The 18,567-nt window shown below is 68.4% G+C and carries 15 protein-coding genes; 3 read left to right on the top strand and 12 right to left on the bottom strand.

The features are described 5' to 3' along the window. Nucleotides 1-5 precede the first annotated feature (5 nt). The 3 genes from gshA to WJ16_RS14610 all read right to left on the bottom strand — a co-directional run bounded on the left by gshA (nucleotide 6) and on the right by WJ16_RS14610 (nucleotide 3,426). A complete protein-coding gene (gshA, locus tag WJ16_RS14600; protein WP_069257657.1) occupies nucleotides 6-1,295 on the bottom strand; it encodes a glutamate--cysteine ligase in 1,290 nt (429 codons plus the stop codon). Between the two features lie 246 nt (nucleotides 1,296-1,541). Continuing rightward, on the bottom strand, nucleotides 1,542-3,050 hold the full coding sequence (locus tag WJ16_RS14605; RefSeq protein WP_069257658.1) for an ammonium transporter: 1,509 nt from the start codon (nucleotides 3,048-3,050) through the stop codon (nucleotides 1,542-1,544). 37 nt (nucleotides 3,051-3,087) lie between these two features. Continuing rightward, nucleotides 3,088-3,426, bottom strand: a complete 339-nt coding sequence (locus WJ16_RS14610; protein ID WP_027789049.1) for a P-II family nitrogen regulator — start codon at nucleotides 3,424-3,426, stop codon at nucleotides 3,088-3,090. A gap of 355 nt (nucleotides 3,427-3,781) precedes the next feature. Between WJ16_RS14610 and WJ16_RS14615 the strand changes: the two genes are divergently transcribed. Both WJ16_RS14615 and WJ16_RS14620 read left to right on the top strand, forming a co-directional pair. Then, a complete protein-coding gene (locus WJ16_RS14615; protein WP_006489451.1) occupies nucleotides 3,782-4,033 on the top strand; it encodes an accessory factor UbiK family protein in 252 nt (83 codons plus the stop codon). Nucleotides 4,034-4,340: 307 nt separating this feature from the next. After that, nucleotides 4,341-5,984: a YifB family Mg chelatase-like AAA ATPase gene (locus WJ16_RS14620; RefSeq protein WP_069257659.1), complete on the top strand. Its 1,644-nt coding sequence runs from the start codon at nucleotides 4,341-4,343 to the stop codon at nucleotides 5,982-5,984. A gap of 332 nt (nucleotides 5,985-6,316) precedes the next feature. On the opposite strand, the gene WJ16_RS14625 is transcribed toward WJ16_RS14620, so the two are convergent. Beyond that, nucleotides 6,317-6,889, bottom strand: coding sequence for a hypothetical protein (locus WJ16_RS14625; protein ID WP_069257660.1), 573 nt, complete (start codon nucleotides 6,887-6,889; stop codon nucleotides 6,317-6,319). Nucleotides 6,890-7,049: 160 nt separating this feature from the next. Here WJ16_RS14625 and WJ16_RS14630 point away from each other — a divergent pair, with 160 nt between their 5' ends. Continuing rightward, the gene (locus tag WJ16_RS14630; RefSeq protein WP_069257661.1) at nucleotides 7,050-7,583 is read left to right on the top strand and encodes a TlpA disulfide reductase family protein; all 534 of its coding nucleotides are present in this window, start codon (nucleotides 7,050-7,052) and stop codon (nucleotides 7,581-7,583) included. A 97-nt stretch (nucleotides 7,584-7,680) separates the two neighbouring features. On the opposite strand, the gene WJ16_RS14635 is transcribed toward WJ16_RS14630, so the two are convergent. From WJ16_RS14635 to WJ16_RS14670, 8 genes are all read right to left on the bottom strand, one after another. Further along, on the bottom strand, nucleotides 7,681-9,036 hold the full coding sequence (locus tag WJ16_RS14635) for a sigma-54-dependent transcriptional regulator (protein ID WP_069257662.1): 1,356 nt from the start codon (nucleotides 9,034-9,036) through the stop codon (nucleotides 7,681-7,683). 94 nt (nucleotides 9,037-9,130) lie between these two features. Then, nucleotides 9,131-11,140: a sensor histidine kinase gene (locus tag WJ16_RS14640; RefSeq protein WP_069257663.1), complete on the bottom strand. Its 2,010-nt coding sequence runs from the start codon at nucleotides 11,138-11,140 to the stop codon at nucleotides 9,131-9,133. A gap of 4 nt (nucleotides 11,141-11,144) precedes the next feature. Beyond that, on the bottom strand, nucleotides 11,145-12,434 hold the full coding sequence (locus tag WJ16_RS14645; RefSeq protein WP_069257664.1) for a dicarboxylate/amino acid:cation symporter: 1,290 nt from the start codon (nucleotides 12,432-12,434) through the stop codon (nucleotides 11,145-11,147). 397 nt (nucleotides 12,435-12,831) lie between these two features. After that, nucleotides 12,832-14,526 carry a cation acetate symporter gene (locus WJ16_RS14650; protein WP_069258079.1) on the bottom strand — a complete coding sequence of 565 codons (1,695 nt, stop codon included), beginning with the start codon at nucleotides 14,524-14,526 and terminating at the stop codon, nucleotides 12,832-12,834. Between the two features lie 11 nt (nucleotides 14,527-14,537). Further along, on the bottom strand, nucleotides 14,538-14,843 hold the full coding sequence (locus WJ16_RS14655) for a DUF485 domain-containing protein (RefSeq protein WP_069257665.1): 306 nt from the start codon (nucleotides 14,841-14,843) through the stop codon (nucleotides 14,538-14,540). Nucleotides 14,844-14,962: 119 nt separating this feature from the next. Further along, nucleotides 14,963-16,168: a CaiB/BaiF CoA transferase family protein gene (locus WJ16_RS14660; RefSeq protein ID WP_069257666.1), complete on the bottom strand. Its 1,206-nt coding sequence runs from the start codon at nucleotides 16,166-16,168 to the stop codon at nucleotides 14,963-14,965. Between the two features lie 30 nt (nucleotides 16,169-16,198). Next, nucleotides 16,199-17,335, bottom strand: coding sequence for an acyl-CoA dehydrogenase family protein (locus WJ16_RS14665; protein WP_069257667.1), 1,137 nt, complete (start codon nucleotides 17,333-17,335; stop codon nucleotides 16,199-16,201). A gap of 14 nt (nucleotides 17,336-17,349) precedes the next feature. Further along, the gene (locus tag WJ16_RS14670; RefSeq protein ID WP_069257668.1) at nucleotides 17,350-18,558 is read right to left on the bottom strand and encodes an acyl-CoA dehydrogenase family protein; all 1,209 of its coding nucleotides are present in this window, start codon (nucleotides 18,556-18,558) and stop codon (nucleotides 17,350-17,352) included. Nucleotides 18,559-18,567: the final 9 nt, after the last annotated feature.

Raw genomic sequence — 18,567 nt, forward strand, 5'->3', positions numbered from 1 at the left:
GTCCGTTACACCTGGATGGCTTCGGGGTCGGTCTTTTCCAGTTCGATCGACGACGCGATCAGCGACAGCCGCGCGACCACACCGTACATGTAGAAACGGTTCGGCGGCGCGGCGCCCGGCTTGGCGCCCGCATCCGGCAGCGCGGTGTGCTCGAAGCCGAGCGGCACGTAGTGCATGCCGGGGGCGTTCAGGTTCTGGTCGCGCTCGCGGCCGCCGTGCGTGCGGTAGAAGCCGCCGACCACGTAGCGGTCGATCATGTACACGACGGGCTCCGCGACTTCGTCGCCGACGCGCTCGAACGTGTAGACGCCTTCCTGCACGATCACGTCGCGCACCGCGAGGCCGGCCTTCGACTCGGCCATCTGGGCGCGCTCGGCCTTCGACATGCGGCCGATCTCGGCCGCGTCGTGCACGGTCATCACGCCGCGCCCGGCGGTACCCGCGTCGGCCTTCACGACGACGTACGGCTTCTCGCTGATCCCGTATTCGCGGTACTTGCGCGCGATCTTCTTCAGCACGCCGTCGATCGCATCGGCGAGCGCCTGCTCGCCTTCATGCGCCTGCCAGTCGACGCCTTCCACATGCGCGAAATACGGATTCACCATCCACGGATCGACGCCGACCATCTTCGCGAACTTCTTCGCGACGTCGTCGTAGCACGCGAAGTGCGTGGACTTGCGGCGCACGGCCCAGCCCGCGTGCAGCGGCGGCAGCAGGTACTGCTCGTGCAGGTTTTCCAGCACGGCCGGGATGCCGGCCGACAGGTCGTTGTTCAGCAGAATCGAGCACGGGTCGAAATTCTTCAGGCCGAGGCGGCGCTGCGAACGTTCGAGCGGTTCGAGCACGATCTTCTGGCCGTCGGCCAGCGTGATCGGCGTCATGTCGGTGATGCTCGGGTCGAGCGAGCCGAAGCGCACGTTCAGGCCGGCCTGACGCATGATCGTCGCGAGCCGGGCGACGTTTTCGAGGTAGAACGCGTTGCGGGTCGGCAGCTCGGGAATCACGAGCAGGTTCTTCGCGTCCGGGCAGATCTTCTCGATCGCGGCCATCGCGGCCTGCACGGCGAGCGGCAGCACTTCGGACGGCAGATTGTTGAATGCGCCGGGAAACAGGTTCGCATCGACGGGCGCCAGCTTGAAGCCGGCATTGCGCAGGTCCACCGAACAATAGAACGGCGGAGTGTGTTCCTGCCATTCGAGCCTGAACCAGCGTTCGATCGCAGGCGTCGCGTCGAGGATCTTCTGCTCGAGTTCGAGCAGCGGACCGTTTAACGCGGTAACGAGGTGGGGAACCATGAATCACTCGCGAGCGGGAGAATGAAGATTGTAGAGCAATTGCCCTGCCCATTTGGGGATTGTTCCCGGCTTCGCAAGGGTTTTGAGGAAGTTTTCGGCTATTGACCCGATAGCGCGAAGGGTTATGCGCTCCCGCAGCGAATGACGGGAGAAAAAAAATGCCCGCCGGGTGGGGCGGGCCGAAGTCGCTGCGCTCATTCAGGGCGGGCGCCGTCGTCGCGGCGGCCCGCCGGTCATCCTTGTGACTTATTCGACGTGCTCGCCGTGCAGGATCACGTCGAGGCCTTCGCGCTCCTCTTCTTCCGACACGCGCAGGCCCATCGTCAGGTCGATCACCTTCAGCAGCACGAAGCTCAGCACGCCGCTGTAGACCAGCGTGATCACGACGCCCTTGGCCTGCAGCAGCAGGCTGCCGTCGGCGCCGCCGATGTCCTTGACCGCGAACACGCCGGTCAGCAGTGCGCCGAGAATCCCGCCCACGCCGTGCACGCCGAACGCGTCGAGCGAATCGTCGTAGCCGAGCTTCGACTTGAGCCACGTCGCCGACCAGAAGCACACGACGCCGGCCGCGATGCCGATCACGAGTGCGCCCGCCACACCGACGAAGCCGGCCGCCGGCGTGATCGCGACGAGACCCGCGACCGCGCCCGACACGATGCCGAGCACCGACGGCTTGCCCTTCGCGATCCACTCGGCAAACATCCAGCCGAGCGCCGCGCAGGCCGTCGCGACTTGCGTCGTCAGCATCGCGAAGCCGGCACGGCCGTCAGCCGCGACCGCCGAACCCGCGTTGAAACCGAACCAGCCGACCCACAGCATCGAGCCGCCGATCATCGTCAGCACGAGGTTGTGCGGCGCCATCGATTCGCGACCGTAGCCGACGCGCTTGCCGAGCACCAGGCACGACATCAGGCCCGCGATACCGGCGTTGATGTGCACCACCGTGCCGCCCGCGAAGTCGAGCACGCCGTCGGCCGACAGCCAGCCGGTCGGCTCCCACACCATGTGCGCGATCGGCACATAGACGATCAGCGACCAGAGCGTCATGAACACGAGCATCGCCGAGAACTTCATCCGGTCGGCGAACGCGCCGCAGATCAGCGCCGGCGTGATGATCGCGAACGTCATCTGGTAGACGAAGTAGACCGATTCCGGAATCGTCGTCGCGAGATGGCTGACCGTCAGCGTCGTCGCCTTGTCGCCCTTCACGTAGTTCATCCCGTGCAGGAACGCGCGCGACAGGCCGCCGATGAAGCCGTTGCCCGGCGTGAACGCGAGGCTGTAGCCGACCACCGTCCACAGCACCGTGATCAGCGCGGTGATCGCGAAGCTCTGCATCACGGTCGCGAGCACGTTCTTCTTGCGGACCATGCCGGCGTAGAACAGCGCGAGGCCCGGGATCGTCATGAACAGCACGAGCGCGGTGGAGGTCAGCATCCACGCGGTGTCGCCCGAGTTGATCTTCGATGAATCGACGGAGAACGGTGCGGTCGGTGCGGCGGGGGCGGCCGGTGCCGAAGCGGCGGCGGCAGCCGACGCGTCGGTGGCGCCCGAGGCCGGTGCGGCGGCAGCGGCGGATGCGTCGGTCGCGGCCGGCGCCGAAGCGGCCGGCGCGGCGGCCGCCGACGCGTCGGAAGCCATGGCGGCTGGCGCGGATGCAGCCGCGGCGGACGCCGCGTCATCGGCGAGCGCGGGGCCGACACCGGCCGCGATCAGCGAGCCGGCCATCAGCAGGGACATCAGAAGTTTGCGCATCTTGGTTTTCCTCTTCTCGCTTGTCTTGTCTGTTCTGTTACAGCGCGTCTGCGCCGGTCTCCCCGGTGCGAATCCGGATCACCTGTTCGATCGCCGTGACGAAGATCTTGCCGTCGCCGATCTTGCCTGTGCGCGCGGCCCGCTCGATCGCCTCGACCGCCTGGTCGACGAGATCGTCGGACACGGCTGCCTCGATCTTCATCTTCGGCAGGAAATCGACCACGTATTCGGCGCCGCGGTACAGCTCGGTGTGCCCCTTCTGGCGCCCGAACCCTTTCACCTCCGTCACCGTGATGCCCGAGACGCCAAGCGCCGACAGCGCTTCGCGCGTCTCATCGAGCTTGAACGGCTTGATGATTGCGGTAATGAGTTTCATGAAGTCCTCTCGCTGGGTTGTCCCGTCGAAGTGATTGGAATGTTGTAACGGACTCTTCTCAGCAACTCGCATGCCATGTCGGTTCGCGCACCGTTTCAAAAGGCTTCATCACGGGGTCGCATCGCGCGATGAAAGGTGCGGAAGCCCGGCCGAATGGCCAACGTGGCCCGGTTTGCTGGCGCGGCGAAAGGATCGTTGCTAGAGTGCACGCACGTCCCGGATCGCCGGGCCATTCACCCATGCGGGCGCCATGCCCGGAATTCGCGCCGTCGGCGCACCATTTCCGGTCATGCGTGCATCATGGGCACGTACGCAACTGAAGATGCACATTTTTTGTGCAAAGAAGGGGAATCACATGAAGCAACCCAGCGACGTTTTCAACGATCTGCAGTCGCGCGTCAGCGACCTGCTGAAAAACTCGCCGGCCAAGGACGTCGAGCGCAATGTGAAGGCCATGCTGTCGCAAGGCTTCTCGAAGCTCGATCTCGTCACGCGCGAGGAATTCGACACGCAGGCACAAGTGCTCGCCCGCACCCGCGTGCGCCTCGAGGAACTCGAAAAGCGCGTCGCGGAACTCGAGCAGAAGCTCGCCGCACCGCAAGCCTGACGCGCCACCCGGCCGCAAGGTCCGGGCGCGGGCCGCCTCGCGCGGCTCGCGCCCGCCGCCTCGAAATCCTGAAGCACGGGTGAACCGAAGCCGTCCACGCGCTTCGTCCATCGTTTTCCGCAGCACCGCAGCTCTTCGCAGCACCCCGTTCTTCGTAGCACCTCCGCTCTTCGCAGCACCCCGCTCTTCGCAGTCCCTCGTTCTTTTCCCGCGCCACGCCGGCAAGCGCGCACCGATTCCTCCGATTCCCGCGGCATGCGGCCCCGAACGGCCGTCGTCCGTCCGCCTCGCTTACAGGAGCCTCGCCATGTCGCTCGCCGTGGTGCGCAGTCGCGCGCCCGCCTCCGGCCGTGCGCCGGACGTCACCGTCGAAGTCCATCTCGCCAACGGGTTGCCGTCGTTTTCCATCGTCGGCCTGCCCGATCTCGAAGTGCGCGAAAGCCGCGAACGCGTACGCGCCGCGCTGCAGAACTGCGGCTTCGAATTCCCGGTGCGGCGCATCACCGTCAACCTCGCGCCGGCCGACCTGCCGAAAGAATCCGGGCGATTCGACCTGCCGATCGCGCTCGGCATCCTCGCCGCCAACGGCCAGATTCCGGCCGATGCGCTGGCCGGCCGCGAATTCGCGGGCGAGCTGTCGCTGACGGGCGCGCTGCGGCCAATGCGTGGCGCGTTCGCAATGGCGTGCGGGGTGGCGCGCGATCGGCAGGTTGCACAAGACGGCGCGGCTGCCGGTTTGCGCTCCGTCTCACCGTCCGGTTCGGACTCCGGTTCGGACGACGGCGGCCGCGTGGCCGGCCCGGCGCCGGGTGCCGCCGTCGCGTCGAAGGCCCCCGAGCTGTATCTGCCGCTCGAAAGCGCCGCCGAGGCCGCGCTCGTGCCGGGCGTCACCGTGTTCGGCGCGCCCGACCTGCCCGCGCTGTGCGCGCACCTCGCCGATGCGCCGGAGGGGCGGCTCACGCCGGTCGCGGCGCCGTGCCTCGACGGCCTGCCGGTGCCGGCCGCCCCCGATCTGGCCGACGTGGTCGGGCAGCGCGGCGCGCGCCGCGCGCTGGAAGTCGCGGCCGCGGGCGGCCATCACATGCTGATGATCGGGCCGCCGGGAGCCGGCAAGTCGATGCTGGCCGCGCGGCTGCCGGGCCTGCTGCCGCCGCTGACCGACGACGAGGCGCTGACGTCGGCGGCGCTCCTCTCCGCGAGCCGCCTCGGCTTCTCGCCCGCGCAGTGGCGCCGCCGGCCGTTCCGCGCGCCGCACCACTCGTCGAGCGCGGCCGCGCTGGTCGGCGGGCGCAACCCGCCGCAACCGGGCGAGATCACGCTCGCGCACCTCGGCGTGCTGTTCCTCGACGAACTGCCGGAATTCGACCGGCACGTGCTCGAGATGCTGCGTGAGCCGCTGGAGGCCGGCCGCATCACGATTTCCCGCGCGGCCCAGCAAGCCGACTTTCCGGCCGCGTGCCAATTGATCGCCGCGATGAACCCGTGCCCGTGCGGCTGGCATGGCGATCCGTCCGGGCGCTGCCGCTGCTCGCCGGATGTCGCCGCGCGCTACCTGCGCAAGCTGTCGGGGCCGCTCGTCGACCGCATCGACATCCAGATCGACCTGCCCGCGCTGTCGCCGGCCGAGCTGGCGACGCGCGCATCGGCCCCCGGCGAGCCGAGCGCCGCAGTGGCAGCGCGGGTCGCGCGGGCGCGCACGCTGCAGCTCGATCGGCAGGGCAAGACGAATCACATGCTGAGCGGCCGCGAGACCGACGACCTGTGCCGGCCGACCGACGAAGGCGAACGGCTGCTGCGCGAGGCCGGCGAGCGCTTCGGCTGGTCGGCGCGCGCGTATTACCGCGTGCTGAAGGTCGCCCGGACGATCGCCGATCTGGCCGGCGACCCGCTGCCGACGGCCGCGCAGATCGCGGAAGCGATCCGCTACCGGCGTGCGCTCACGGCGCTCTGAATGCCCTGGAAGGACAAAATCCGGCTGTCAAGACTTGACTTATGCACAATTCCACGAATCCGGCCCCGGATTGGAACGCGGCGGGGTCTTTGCGGCACGGAATCCGTATCTCCTTGTTTTGATTGACTTTTATCAAACCTCGAGCGGGCGGCCAAACGGGCCGGAAGGCCGTCCGGCGAGGCTCGGCGGGAAATCCGTGCTACTTGTCAACAAAGTTATCCACATGCGCTGTGGATAGTCGAAAAAACCTCGCAAAATCCGGCGACTAGCGTCGAAAGCTGCGAATGAACTTTCAGTTGTCACAGTGTGTCGGCGGCCGATGCCGGCCGCCGTCAGTCGAGTTTGAACGACCCGAAAAACTGCTCGAGCTGCTCCTGCGCGAGCGGCCCGTCGGCGATCACGACGGCCTGGTACGCATGCCGGCCGCGCGCGGCGAGGCGAGCGACGATCGTCTTGTGCGCGTGGTCGCCGCCAGCGGCCGCGCCCGCGATGCGCAGTTCGAGCCCGTTCACCGCGCCGCCGGCGGCGAGCGGCACGGGCACCGAAGCCGTCTGCGGCGCGCCTTCGAGGTTGCGGGACAGCCCCGCGCGCAGGAATTCGAGCGCCGCGCGGCGCGTGTCGTCGCGGTCGTCGGGCAGCGTCAGCGTGCCGACCGCGAACACCGCGCCGTCGACGTGCGCGGCCTGCATCCGCATCGGCATCGGCACGCCGCCGATCGCCACCGGCTGCTCCTCGACGGTCGGCTTCGCCGGCAGGTCGATGGTGTAGCCGGCGTCGTTGTGCAGCGTGCGCCAGTCGTACGACGGCGAGCACGCGGCCAGCGCGACGCTCGCGCACGCAAGCGCGGCGAAGTGTCGCAGTGGACAAAAAAGGGGGCGCAACGAAACGGTGACTTCCTTCGGCATGGCGTGGATCGGGCAGGCAAAACGCGCATTATCCGCCGAACGTGAAACCGGGGATGGGTGACCGCCGTCGGTGCGTAACCCGCATTCGCGCTAAAATGAGCGCCGAATTTCGATGTCCTTCGCTTTGATCCGCGTCATCGACCGACTCCGAGAGCACCAGATGAACACCACGCCTCCCGCCCGCCGCAGCGCCGGCCCCGTCCGCTACATCGTCGCCGCCGTCGTCGTCGCGGCGATCGTCGTCGCCGGCTTCTTCGCGTTCAACGGCAAATCCAGCGTGCCGGACGCGACGTTCACGCTGCTGTCGGGCCAGAAAGTCTCGACCGCCGGCGACCTGAAAGGCAAGGTCTATCTCGTCAACTTCTGGGCGACGAGCTGCGCGACCTGCATGCAGGAAATGCCGCAGATGGTCGAGACCTACAACCGCTTCAAGGGCCAGGGGCTGGAATTCGTCGCGGTCGCGATGAACTACGATCCGCCGATGTACGTCGCGAACTACGCGCAAACGCGCCAGCTGCCGTTCAAGGTCGCGCTCGACGACGGCAGCGCCGCGAAGCAGTTCGGCAACGTGCAGCTCACGCCGACGACCTTCGTCGTCGACAAGGACGGCAAGATCCTGAAGCGCTACGTCGGCGCGCCGCAGTTCGCGGAACTCGACGCGCTGCTCAAGAAGGCGCTCGGCAACGCGGCCTGAGCGCCGCGGCATCCGGATCGAAGGGCCGCATCCGGCGCCCTTCCCGTCACGACGGACCGCACGACCGGGCAACCCGGTTCCGCGGTCCGTCTGCTTTTCAGCGCTCGGTTTCGCCTTTCGCCGACAGCCCGTAGCGCTTCATCTTCTCGTACAGCGTCGCCTTGCCGACATGCAGCCGGTCGGCCGTCGCGGCGACCGCACCGCCCGTCTGGTTCAGCGCCTCGGCGATCACCGCGCGCTCGAACTGCTCGATGCGCTCCTTCAGCGTCTGCTCGTTGTCGGCCGCGTCGCCGCTTGCGCCCGTCTCCTGCGGCATGTCGGCCACGCCGAGCACGAAGCGGTCGGCCGCGTTGCGCAGCTCGCGCACGTTGCCGGGCCAGTCGCGCTGCATCAGGCTCGCGCGCTGCCGGTCGGTCAGCACCGGCGCGGGCCGCGCGTAACGCACGGCCGCATCGAGCATGAAGTGCTCGAACAGCGGCACGATGTCCTCGCGGCGCTCGGCGAGCGGCGGCAGCGCGATCGTCACGACGTTGAGCCGGTACAGCAGGTCGCGCCGGAACGTGCCGGCGGCGACGAGCTCGCTCATGTCGCCCTTCGCGGCCGCGACCACGCGACAGTTCACGCGGATCGGCTGGTTCGAGCCGAGCCGCTCCAGCACGCCGTCCTGCAGCACGCGCAGCAGCTTCACCTGCAACGCAAGCGGCATACTTTCGATTTCGTCGAGAAACAGCGTGCCGCCGGACGCGTATTCGAGCTTGCCGACGCGGCGCTTCGCGGCGCCGGTGAATGCGCCTGGCTCGTAGCCGAACATCTCGGATTCGAACATCGGCTCGGGCAGCGCGCCGCAATTCACCGCGATGAACGGCTTGTCGCGGCGCGGCGACAGCTCGTGCAGGCTGCGCGCGATCAGTTCCTTGCCGGCGCCGGTGTCGCCGTTGATCAGCACCGACGCGTCGGTCGGCGCGACGTTCGCGATCAGCTTGCGCACCTGCTCGATCGCCGGGCTGCGGCCGATGATGCGCGGCGCGACGACGTTCTGCCCGGCCAGCTCGCGCCGCAGCGCGTGATTCTCGAGCACGAGCTCGCGGCGCTCGAGCGCGCGGCGCACCGTCTCGATCAGGCGCTCGGCCGCGAACGGTTTTTCGATGAAGTCGTACGCGCCGTCGCGCATCGCCTGCACGGCCATCGAGATGTCGCCGTGCCCGGTGACGAGGATCACCGGGACGTCGGGCACACGCTCGCGGCATTGCGCGAGCACGTCGAGCCCGCTCGCGCCGGGCAGCCGGATGTCGCTGACGATCACGCCGGCGGTATCGGCGACGATCGCCTTCTCGGCCGCTTCGGCCGACTCGAAGCCGGCGACGTCGAAGCCCGCCAGCTGAAGGCTCTGCACGCTCGCCCGGCGAACGAGCGCGTCGTCTTCGATATAGATCACTTGCAGCCGGTTGGCCATCGTACTCACTTGCTCCTGACGGGCCGCGCGGCGGCAGCGCGCGCGGCGTCGTTGATACCGATCGTGCGCCGATCGGGCGGGCGGCGTGGCGCGCCTAGCGCGAGCCCGCCGGCTCGGACACGGAGTCCGGATGATGCGTGCGGGCGCGGCGCAGCGTCAAGACGAACAGCGCGCCGCCCGACGGCGCGTTGCGCGCGGTCAGTGCGCCGCCCGCGTCGCTCGCGATCGACGACGAGATCGCGAGGCCGAGCCCGAGCCCGCGCCCCATTTCCTTGGTCGTGAAGAACGGCTCGAACAGGCGCGGCAGCAGGTCGGGCGCGATGCCGCAGCCGTTGTCGCGCACCTCGACCGCGAGCGTCGCGGCCGACACCGCGATCGTCACCTCGATCGCGGGCGCCGCCACGCCGGCGACCGCGTCGAGCGCGTTGCCGAGCAGGTTGATCAGCACCTGTTCGAGGCGCAGATCCTCGCAGCGCGCGACGAGTTCCGGATAGTCGCGCGCCAGGTCGAGCGGCGCGTCGTGCGCGGGCGACACGGTCGCATCCTGCAGCGTCAGCGTGAGCGCGACGCCGCGCAGCCGCTCGGCGAGCAGCGACAGCACGCTGCGCAGCGCGCGCACGACGAGCGCCTGCTCGTTGCGCGGCTTCGCGCGGCCGACGAACAGCTTCAACTGGTTCGTGATCTTGCCCATCCGCTCGGTGAGCGCGGCGATCGCCTCGAGGTTCTCGCGCGCGGCCGCCTGCTCGCCGCGGTCGAGCAGCACGCGCGTGTTGTCCGAGAAGCTGCGCAGCGCCGCGAGCGGCTGGTTCAGTTCGTGCGTGATGCCGGCCGCCATCTGGCCGAGTGCGGCAAGCTTGCTCGCCTGGATCAGCTCGTCGTGCGCGGCGCGCAGCTCCTGCTCCGCGCGGATCCGGTCGCCGACTTCCTTCTGCAGTTGCACGTTCGCTTCCGACAGGTCGGCCGTGCGCTCCTCGACGCGCCGGTTCAGCTCCGCGTACGCCTGCTGCAGCAGCGCGCGGCCGCGGATCATTTCACGCACGCGCGCGCGGCGCATGCGCCAGTAGAACGCGAGCAACGCGACCGACACGAAGCCGAAACCCGTGACGATCGTCGCGTTGCGCGCATCGGCGTCGACGGGCGCGATCGGCGCGAGCGTGACGAGCAGCCAGTCGGGCTCGCCGATCCGGCGCTTGCTGGCGAGAAAGCGCGGCGCGCGCAGGCCCGGGCCCAGGCGCACGATTTCCGCATCGGCGCCGAGCACCTGCTCGATGCGCAGCGGCAGCGGCGTGACGGGCTGCTGCGCGTACTGGCGCGTCTCATAGATCGACGCGGCGACGGGGCCCGTGAGCGGGCGCAGCGTGTGGTACTTCCACGCGGGCACCGACGACAGGAACACGACGCCGTGGTCGTCGACGACGACGAGCGGCTCGGACGCATCGGCCCCCTGGAACCATTCGAGGTTGAGCTTGACGACGACGACGCCCGCGATTTTGCCGTCGCGCCACACCGGTTGCGAAATGTAGTAGCCGGGATCGCGCGAAATCGTACCGATCCCGAAGAAGCGGCCGACCCGGCCGTTCATCGCGTCGAGGAAATACGGGCGGAAACGGTATTCGATCCCGACGAAGCTGTCGGGCGCGCGCCAGTTGCTGGCGGCGACGCACAGGCCGTCCGCACCGATCACGTAGGTGACGGTGGCGTGCGCATGTTCGTTGAGATCTTCGAGATAGCGGTTGACGCGCGCGGTGTAGTCGGCGCGTTTCGGCTCGGCGAGCAGGTCCTGCACGTACGGGTGGCTGCCGAGCAGATAGGGCAGCGATTCGTAGCGGTCGAGCGTGCTCTTGAGCGCGTTGGTGGTGCGATCGACCCGCACCGCCGCGTTGCGCTGCAGCTCGGCGATGCCGCGCCGCCAGGTGATCGTCCACGTCAGCGTGCACGCCGCGGCGAGCGCGGCGGCAAGCACGACGAGAATGAGCAGACGGCGCGTCACGGTCGAGGCTTCCTGGCGATGCGGATCGCCTATTGTGTCATAGGCCTCAACCGCCCTGCCCCGAACCCCGCGGCCCGCGCCGCCGGCGGGCGGTACCGCCGCCTGCTCCTTCATCGCGTCAGACGCCGGCCGTCTCGGTCGGCGTGACTGCGTCGCGGCCGCTCAGCGCCTGGCGCAGCTTGTTGCGGTCGAGCTCCTTCTCCCACGCCGACACGACGACGGTCGCGACGCCGTTGCCGACGATGTTGGTCAGCGCGCGGCATTCGCTCATGAAGCGGTCGATGCCGAGGATCAGCACCATGCCCGACAGCGGGATCGTCGGCACGACGGCCAGCGTCGCCGCGAGCGTGATGAAGCCCGCGCCGGTCACGCCGCTCGCGCCTTTCGACGTCAGCATCGCGACGGCCAGCAGCGTGAGCTGCTGCATCCACGTCAGTTCGATGTTGGTCGCCTGCGCGATGAACAGCACGGCCATCGTCATGTAGATGTTGGTGCCGTCGAGGTTGAACGAGTAGCCGGTCGGCACGACGAGGCCGACGACCGAACGCGAGCAGCCGGCCTTCTCGAGCTTTTCCATCAGTTGCGGCAGCGCGGCTTCCGACGAGCTCGTGCCGAGCACGATCAGCAGCTCTTCCTTGATGTAGGACACGAAGCGGATGATCGAGAAGCCCGTGAAGCGCGCGATCGTCCCGAGCACAACCAGCACGAACACGACCGACGTCAGGTAGAACGTGCCGATCAGCTTGAGCAGCGGCACCAGCGAGCCGACGCCGTACTTGCCGATCGTGAACGCCATCGCGCCGAACGCGCCGATCGGCGCCAGCTTCGTGACGATGTGCACGATGCCGAACAGCACGCGTGTGAGGCCGTCGATGAAGTCGGTGACGACCTTGCCGCGCTCGCCGAGGTGCGCGAGCACGCTGCCGAACAGCAGCGCGATCAGCAGGATCTGCAGGATCTCGCCCTGCGCGAACGCGTCGACCATCGTGTTCGGGATGATGTGCAGCAGGAAATCGACCGTCGACTGCCCGTGCGCCTTCGCCGCGTACGACGCGACGGCCTTGCCGTCGAGCGTCGCCGGATCGATGTTGAAGCCGACGCCCGGACGCAGGATGTGCGTGGCCGCGAGGCCGAGCACCAGCGCGAAGGTCGACACGATCTCGAAGTACAGCAGCGCCTTGCCGCCGACGCGGCCCACCTTCTTCATGTCCTCCATGCCGGCGATGCCGGTGACGACCGTACAGAAGATGATCGGCCCGATCACCATCTTGATCAGCTTGATGAACCCGTCGCCGAGCGGCTTCATGTCGGTGGCGAGCGCCGGGTAGTAGTGGCCGAGGATCACGCCGACGATGATGGCGAAGATCACCTGCACATAGAGTACTTTGTAGAAGGGTTTCTTCTTCACGATGGTTCCTGCTGAAGTAGATGAGCCGGTGGAAACGGCGTCACGCGCGCAGGCGAATGCCAGGGGAGTCATTCGCCCGCGCGGCTGCCGTGCCGCAACAAGCGATGCCTCACGACATCCGGAGGGGGAGGAAGGCAGTGGTCATCGATTGTCTCCTGTGGACTCCGGTCGGCGCTTCGGCGCTTGTCGGGTCTCATGCAACGCTTGGTTTAATAGTCCGGCCGGGGGATGGCCGTGCGATTTATAACGCAAGGTCGATGCCAGGTTGCCGAAACCATTCAAGCCATTGTTTTCATTGTATTTCCCATAATGCGGCAGGCAAGGAAATCCGGAATTCCGGATTTCCGGACGCTATCCGTCCGGCGATCCGGACGGATAGGCGCGTTGATCGGACGAATCAGTGTCGCACGGCCTCGCCGGCCAGCAGGCCCGTCTGCGCGTAGAACTCCTGCCGCGCGAACGCGTCCCGCTCGCGCCGGGCCCGCTCGCCGCGATCCGCGAGCGAGCCTGCAACGATCCCGACGAACGCGAGCGGCACCGACACGAGCGCCGGGTTGTCGAGGAACACCGGCGCGTGCGCGTGGTGCAGCACGTCGACCCACACCGACTTCGACAGCACCGTGAGCGCGACCGCCGACCCGAGACCGAGGCCGCCGCCGAGCACCGCGCCGCGCGTCGTCATCCCGCGCCAGAAGATCGACATCGCGAGCACCGGGAAATTGGCGCTCGCGGCCACCGCCGCGACGAGCCCGACCATGAACGCGACGTTCACGTGCTCGAACAGGATCGACAGTCCGATCGCGACGGCCGACAGCGCGATCGTCGCCGCGCGCGAGATGCGCATCTCGACGCGCTCGTCGGGCTTGCCGCGCGCCCACATCTGCGCATACAGGTCGTGCGAGATCGTCGTCGCGCCGGCGAGCGTCAGGCCGGCGACCACCGCGAGGATCGTCGCGAACGTGACGGCCGCGATGAACCCGTAGAACCAGTTCCCGCCGACCGCCTGCGCGAGCTTCACCGCGACCATGTTCGAGCCGCCCAGCAGGTCGTGCGTGAGGTTGAACGTGCCGTTCGCGCCGAGCCTGAAGAACTCGGGATGCTGCGCGAGCAGCACGATCGCCGAGAAGCCGATCACGAAGGTCAGCAGGTAGAAGTAGCCGATGAAGCCGGTCGCGTAGAGCACCGACTTGCGCGCCTCCTTCGCGTTCGGCACCGTGAAGAAGCGCATCAGGATGTGCGGGAAGCCGGCCGTGCCGAACATCAGCGCGATGCCGAGCGACAGCGCGTTGGCCGGATCGCGGATCAGCTTGCCGGGCCCCATGATCGACAGCGCGCCCGGATGCACGGCCACCGCGCGGCGGAACATCTCGTCGACGCTGAAGCCGAATTCGGCGAGCGCGAGCACGACGAGCAGCGTCGCGCCGCACAGCAGCAGCACGGCCTTGATCACCTGCACCCAGGTGGTCGCGGTCATCCCGCCGAAGAACACGTACACCACCATCAGCACGCCGACGATCAGCTCGGCGGTGCCGTACGACAGGCCGAACAGCAGCTGGATCAGCTTGCCCGCGCCGACCATCTGCACGACGAGATACAGCACGACGATAGTCAGCGAATTCGCGGACGTCAGCAGCCGGATCGGCCGCTGCGCGAAGCGGTACGCGACGACGTCGACGAACGTGAACTTGCCGAGGTTGCGCAGCGGCTCGGCGATCAGGAACATCACGAACGGCCAGCCGACCAGGAAGCCGATCGAGTAGATGAGCCCGTCGAAGCCGAACATGAACACCATGCCGGACAGCCCGAGGAACGACGCGGCCGACATGTAGTCGCCGGCGATCGCGAGCCCGTTCTGCAGCCCGGTGATGCCGCCGCCCGCCGTGTAGAAGTCGCGTGTCGAGCGCGTGCGGCGCGCGGCCCAGCGCGTGAGCGCGAGCGTCGCCAGCACGAACGCGAAGAACATCCCGATCGCGACCGGGTTCAGTTCGACCTTGTCGGGCATCGGCCCCGCGACGGATACCGCACGGGCGGCGGCGGAAGCGAGCATGACGGGAACGGCCAGCGCGCGGGGCGCAATTGGGATACGTCGCATGTCGGTCTCCGTCACGGACGCTGCAGGAGCGCGTCGACGCGGCGGTCGAACGCACGGTTCGCGCGCAGCACGTAGCACGCGGTCAGGGCGATCGCGACCAGGATGATCGCGACGCCCACGGCGATCCCGACCGTCGTCGTCGCGCCGCGGTACAGCGGTGCCGCGAGCACGTGCGGCGCGAGCGCAACGAGCAGGATGAAGCCGTAGTACGTGGCGATCATCAGCGCCGTCAGCGTGAAGCTGAAGCGGCGCCGTGCGCGCACGAGCTGCTGGTAGTCACGGCGCGCCGTGACCGATTCGATGACGGAAAGCTCCATGGTGTCTCCTATATCGTCTCGTCGTCGCGAGAGTCGTGTCGTGGATGGCCGGCGCGTCTACCGATCCGCCCGCGCCGCGGCGGTGCAATGCGATTTGCTGCCCGTGCGTGGGCGTACGCTCAGACCACGCGATCCGCACGCAGCCGCGCGAGCTCGCCGGCCGACAACCCGAGCCAGCCGCCGAGCACCGCATCCGTATCGGCGCCGAGCACCGGCGGCGCACCGCGCACCGGCAGCCGCGCACCGTCGAAGCGATAAGGCGGCGCGAGCACGTCGACGCCGCCCGCGACCGGATGCGGCTGGCGCGTGACGAGCCCGGCTTGTGTCGCACGTTCCGACGTCAACGCTTCGTGCAGCCCGAGCACTTCGCCGCACGGAATCCCCGCGTCGGCGAGCGCGGCAAGCAACGTCGCGCGCGACCGGCGCGCGAGTTCGCCGCGAATCTCGGGCAACAGGTCGGCGCGGTTTTCCGAGCGGCCGAGGTTGGTCTTGTAACGCGCATCGGCCGCGAGGTCCGGCCGCTCGATCGCGTCGCAAAAGCGCGCGAACTGCGTGTTGTTGCCGACCGTGATCACGAGCGGGCCGTCGGCCGCGTCGAACACGCCGTACGGCACGATCGACGGATGCGCGTTGCCGTAGCGCGGCGGGTCTTCGCCCATCAGCAGCGCGTCGAGCCCGTAGTACGCGGTGATCATCAGCCCGCAGTCGAACAGCGCCATCTCGATGCGCCGCCCGCGCCCGGTCGCATGGCGTTCGTACAGCGCGGCGAGGATCGCCTGCGCCGAATACATGCCGGTGAACAGGTCGACCGCCGCGACGCCGAACTTCAGCGGCGGCTGGCCGGCCTCGCCGTTCAGCGCCATCAGCCCGGCCTCGCCCTGCACGACGAGGTCGTAGCCGGGCCGCGCGGCCTCGGCACCCGAACGGTCGTAGCCGGAGATCGCGCAATGCACGATGCGCGGATTCAGCTCGGCCAGTTCGTCGTAGCCGAGCCCGAGCTTTTCGGCGCCGCCGAACTTGAAGTTGTGCAGCACCACGTCGGCCTGCGCGGCCAGCTCGCGTGCGATCCGCCGCCCTTCGCCGGTCTGCAGGTCGACGCAGATCGACCGCTTGCTGCGGTTCACGCTGTTGAAGTAGGTCGTCTCGGTGTCGCCGATCCTCAAACCCCAGTCGCGCGTGTCGTCGCCGCGCGCCGGATGCTCGACCTTGATCACTTCCGCACCGAAATCGGCGAGCACCATCGCGCACCACGGGCCGGCGAGCACGCGCGAGAAATCCAGCACCTTCACGCCGGCCAGCGGCAACGCGCGCGGTTCGTTCGTCATCCTTGTCTCCTCCGTTCGCGCTTTGCGCCTTTACTGTTTCGACAGCGCGATGTAGCGCGCGAGATGGTGATCATCGTCGCCGAGCTGATGATCGATCATCACGAGGCGCTTCGCGTAGTGCGACAGCGGCAGCTCCCACGTCATCCCGATTCCGCCGTGCAGCTGGATGCTCTCTTCGGCGACGAGCGTGCCGATCCGGCCGATGCTGTACTTCGCCGCGGCGAGCGCGCGTTCGCGCACCACGCGCGGCGCATCGAGCTGCGCGGCCGCGTTGATCACGGCCGAGCGCGCCTGCTCGATTTCGAGCAGCAGATCGGCCATCCGGTGCTGCAACGCCTGGAAGCTGCCGATCGGCAAGCCGAACTGCTTGCGCGTGCGCAGGTAGTCGAGCGTGTACGCCTTCGCGACGTCCATCGCGCCCAGCGCCTCGGCCGACAACGCGAGCAGCCCGTAGCCGAGCACGCGTTCGAGCAGCTCGGCGCCCGCTTCGCCGTCGTGCGCGCCGAGCGCGGCATCGGCCGGCAGCGCGACGCGCTCGAAGCGCACTTCGGCCGCACGGCCGCCGTCGATCTTCCGGTAGTCGCGAAGCGTTACGCCCGGCGCGTCGGCCGGCACGACGAACAGGCCGATGCCGGCCGCATCGTCGTCGTTCCCCGACACGCGCGCGCTGACGACGAAGAACGCCGCCTGCGCGGCCTGGTCGACGACGCCCTTCGCGCCCGTCAGCACCCAGCCGTCGCCCGAGCGTTCGGCGCGCGTGCGCACGGTCGTCAGTTCGTAGTGCGAGCCGGGTTCGTCGTGCGCGAACGCGGCGCTCGCGCTGCCGTCGATCAGCGCGGCGAGCCGGTCGCGATGCGCGTCGCCGCCGGCGAGCGCCAGCGCGCGGCCTGCGAGCAGCGCGCCCAGGAACGGCTCGACGACGAGCCCGCGCCCGAGGCATTCGAACACCACTGCGATATCGAAGCCCGCGCCGCCGAAGCCGCCGTCGGCCTCGGCAAACAGCGCGCCGACCGCGCCGAGTTCGGCAAAGCGCTGCCACATCGCGCGATCGAAACCGTCGGCCGACTGCGCGATGCGGTCGCGCACCGGGAACGGGTACTGTTCCGCGATGAAGCGGTTCAACGTATCCGCCAGCATCCGGCGGTCTTCTGTGTGCTGGAAATCCATCGTCGCGTTCCTCGTTACAGCCCGAGCATCATCTTCGCGATGATGTTCTTCTGGATCTCGTTCGAGCCGCCGAAGATCGACAGCTTCCGGTTGTTGAAGTACTGCTGCGCGGCGCTTGCGGCGTCGTCCGGGCCGACCGGCTCGCCGTCGTAGTCGGCCTCGAGTGCTGCCTCGACGAACGGCTGCGCATACGGCCCCATCGCACGCCGCATCAGCGCGGTGATCTCCTGGCGGATCTGCGTGCCGCGGATCTTCAGCATCGAGCTTTCCGCACCCGGCGCGCCGCCGCCCGCGACCGCGGCCAGCACGCGCAGGTTGGTCGTGCGCATGTTCTCGAGCTCGATCTCGACCCGCGCGATGCGCGCCGCGAAGAACGGATCGTCCGCGAGCGGCCGGCCGTTCTTCGTGACCTTCGCGGCGACCGCGCGCAACCGGTCGAGCGCGGCCGTCGAGAAGCCGATCCCCGCGATGTTGGTGCGCTCGTACGTGAGCAGGTATTTCGCGTAGGTCCAGCCGCGGTTCTCTTCACCGACGAGGTTGGCCGCCGGCACGCGCACGTCGGTGAAGAACACCTCGTTCACTTCGTGCTCGCCGTCGAGCGTGACGATCGGGCGAACCTCGACGCCCGGCGTGTTCATGTCGATCAGCAGGAAGCTGATGCCTTCCTGCTTGCGCACGTCGGTCGCGGTGCGCACGAGGCAGAAGATCATGTTCGCGTAGTGGCCGAGCGTGGTCCACGTCTTCTGGCCGTTCACGATGTAGTGCTCGCCCTGCGCGTCGATGCCGCGCACCGCGCTCGTCTTCACCGCCGCGAGATCGGAGCCGGCACCCGGCTCCGAGTAGCCCTGGCACCACCAGTCGGTGCCGTCGAGGATGCGCGGCAGCCAGTGGCGCTGCTGCGCTTCGCTGCCGTACTTGATCAGCACGGGGCCGAGCATGTTCACGCCGAACGGCACGATGCGCGGCGCACCCGCGAGCGCGCATTCGTTGTCGAACAGGAACTTCTGCGCGACGCTCCAGCCGGGGCCACCGAACTCGCGCGGCCAGTGGCTCGCGAGCCAGCCGCGTGCGTTGAGGATCGCGTGCCATTCGCGCATGTCGTCGCGCGTGAGATGCAGGCCGCCCTTCACCTTGCGCGCGATGCGTTCGGGCAGTTCGGCTTGCAGGAAGCGCTGCACTTGCGTGCGGAAGGCTTCCTCTTCGGGAGTGAAATTGAGGTCCATCTTCGGTCC

Origin of the sequence: Burkholderia metallica (genome assembly GCF_001718555.1) — a bacterium.
Classification (GTDB): domain Bacteria; phylum Pseudomonadota; class Gammaproteobacteria; order Burkholderiales; family Burkholderiaceae; genus Burkholderia; species Burkholderia metallica.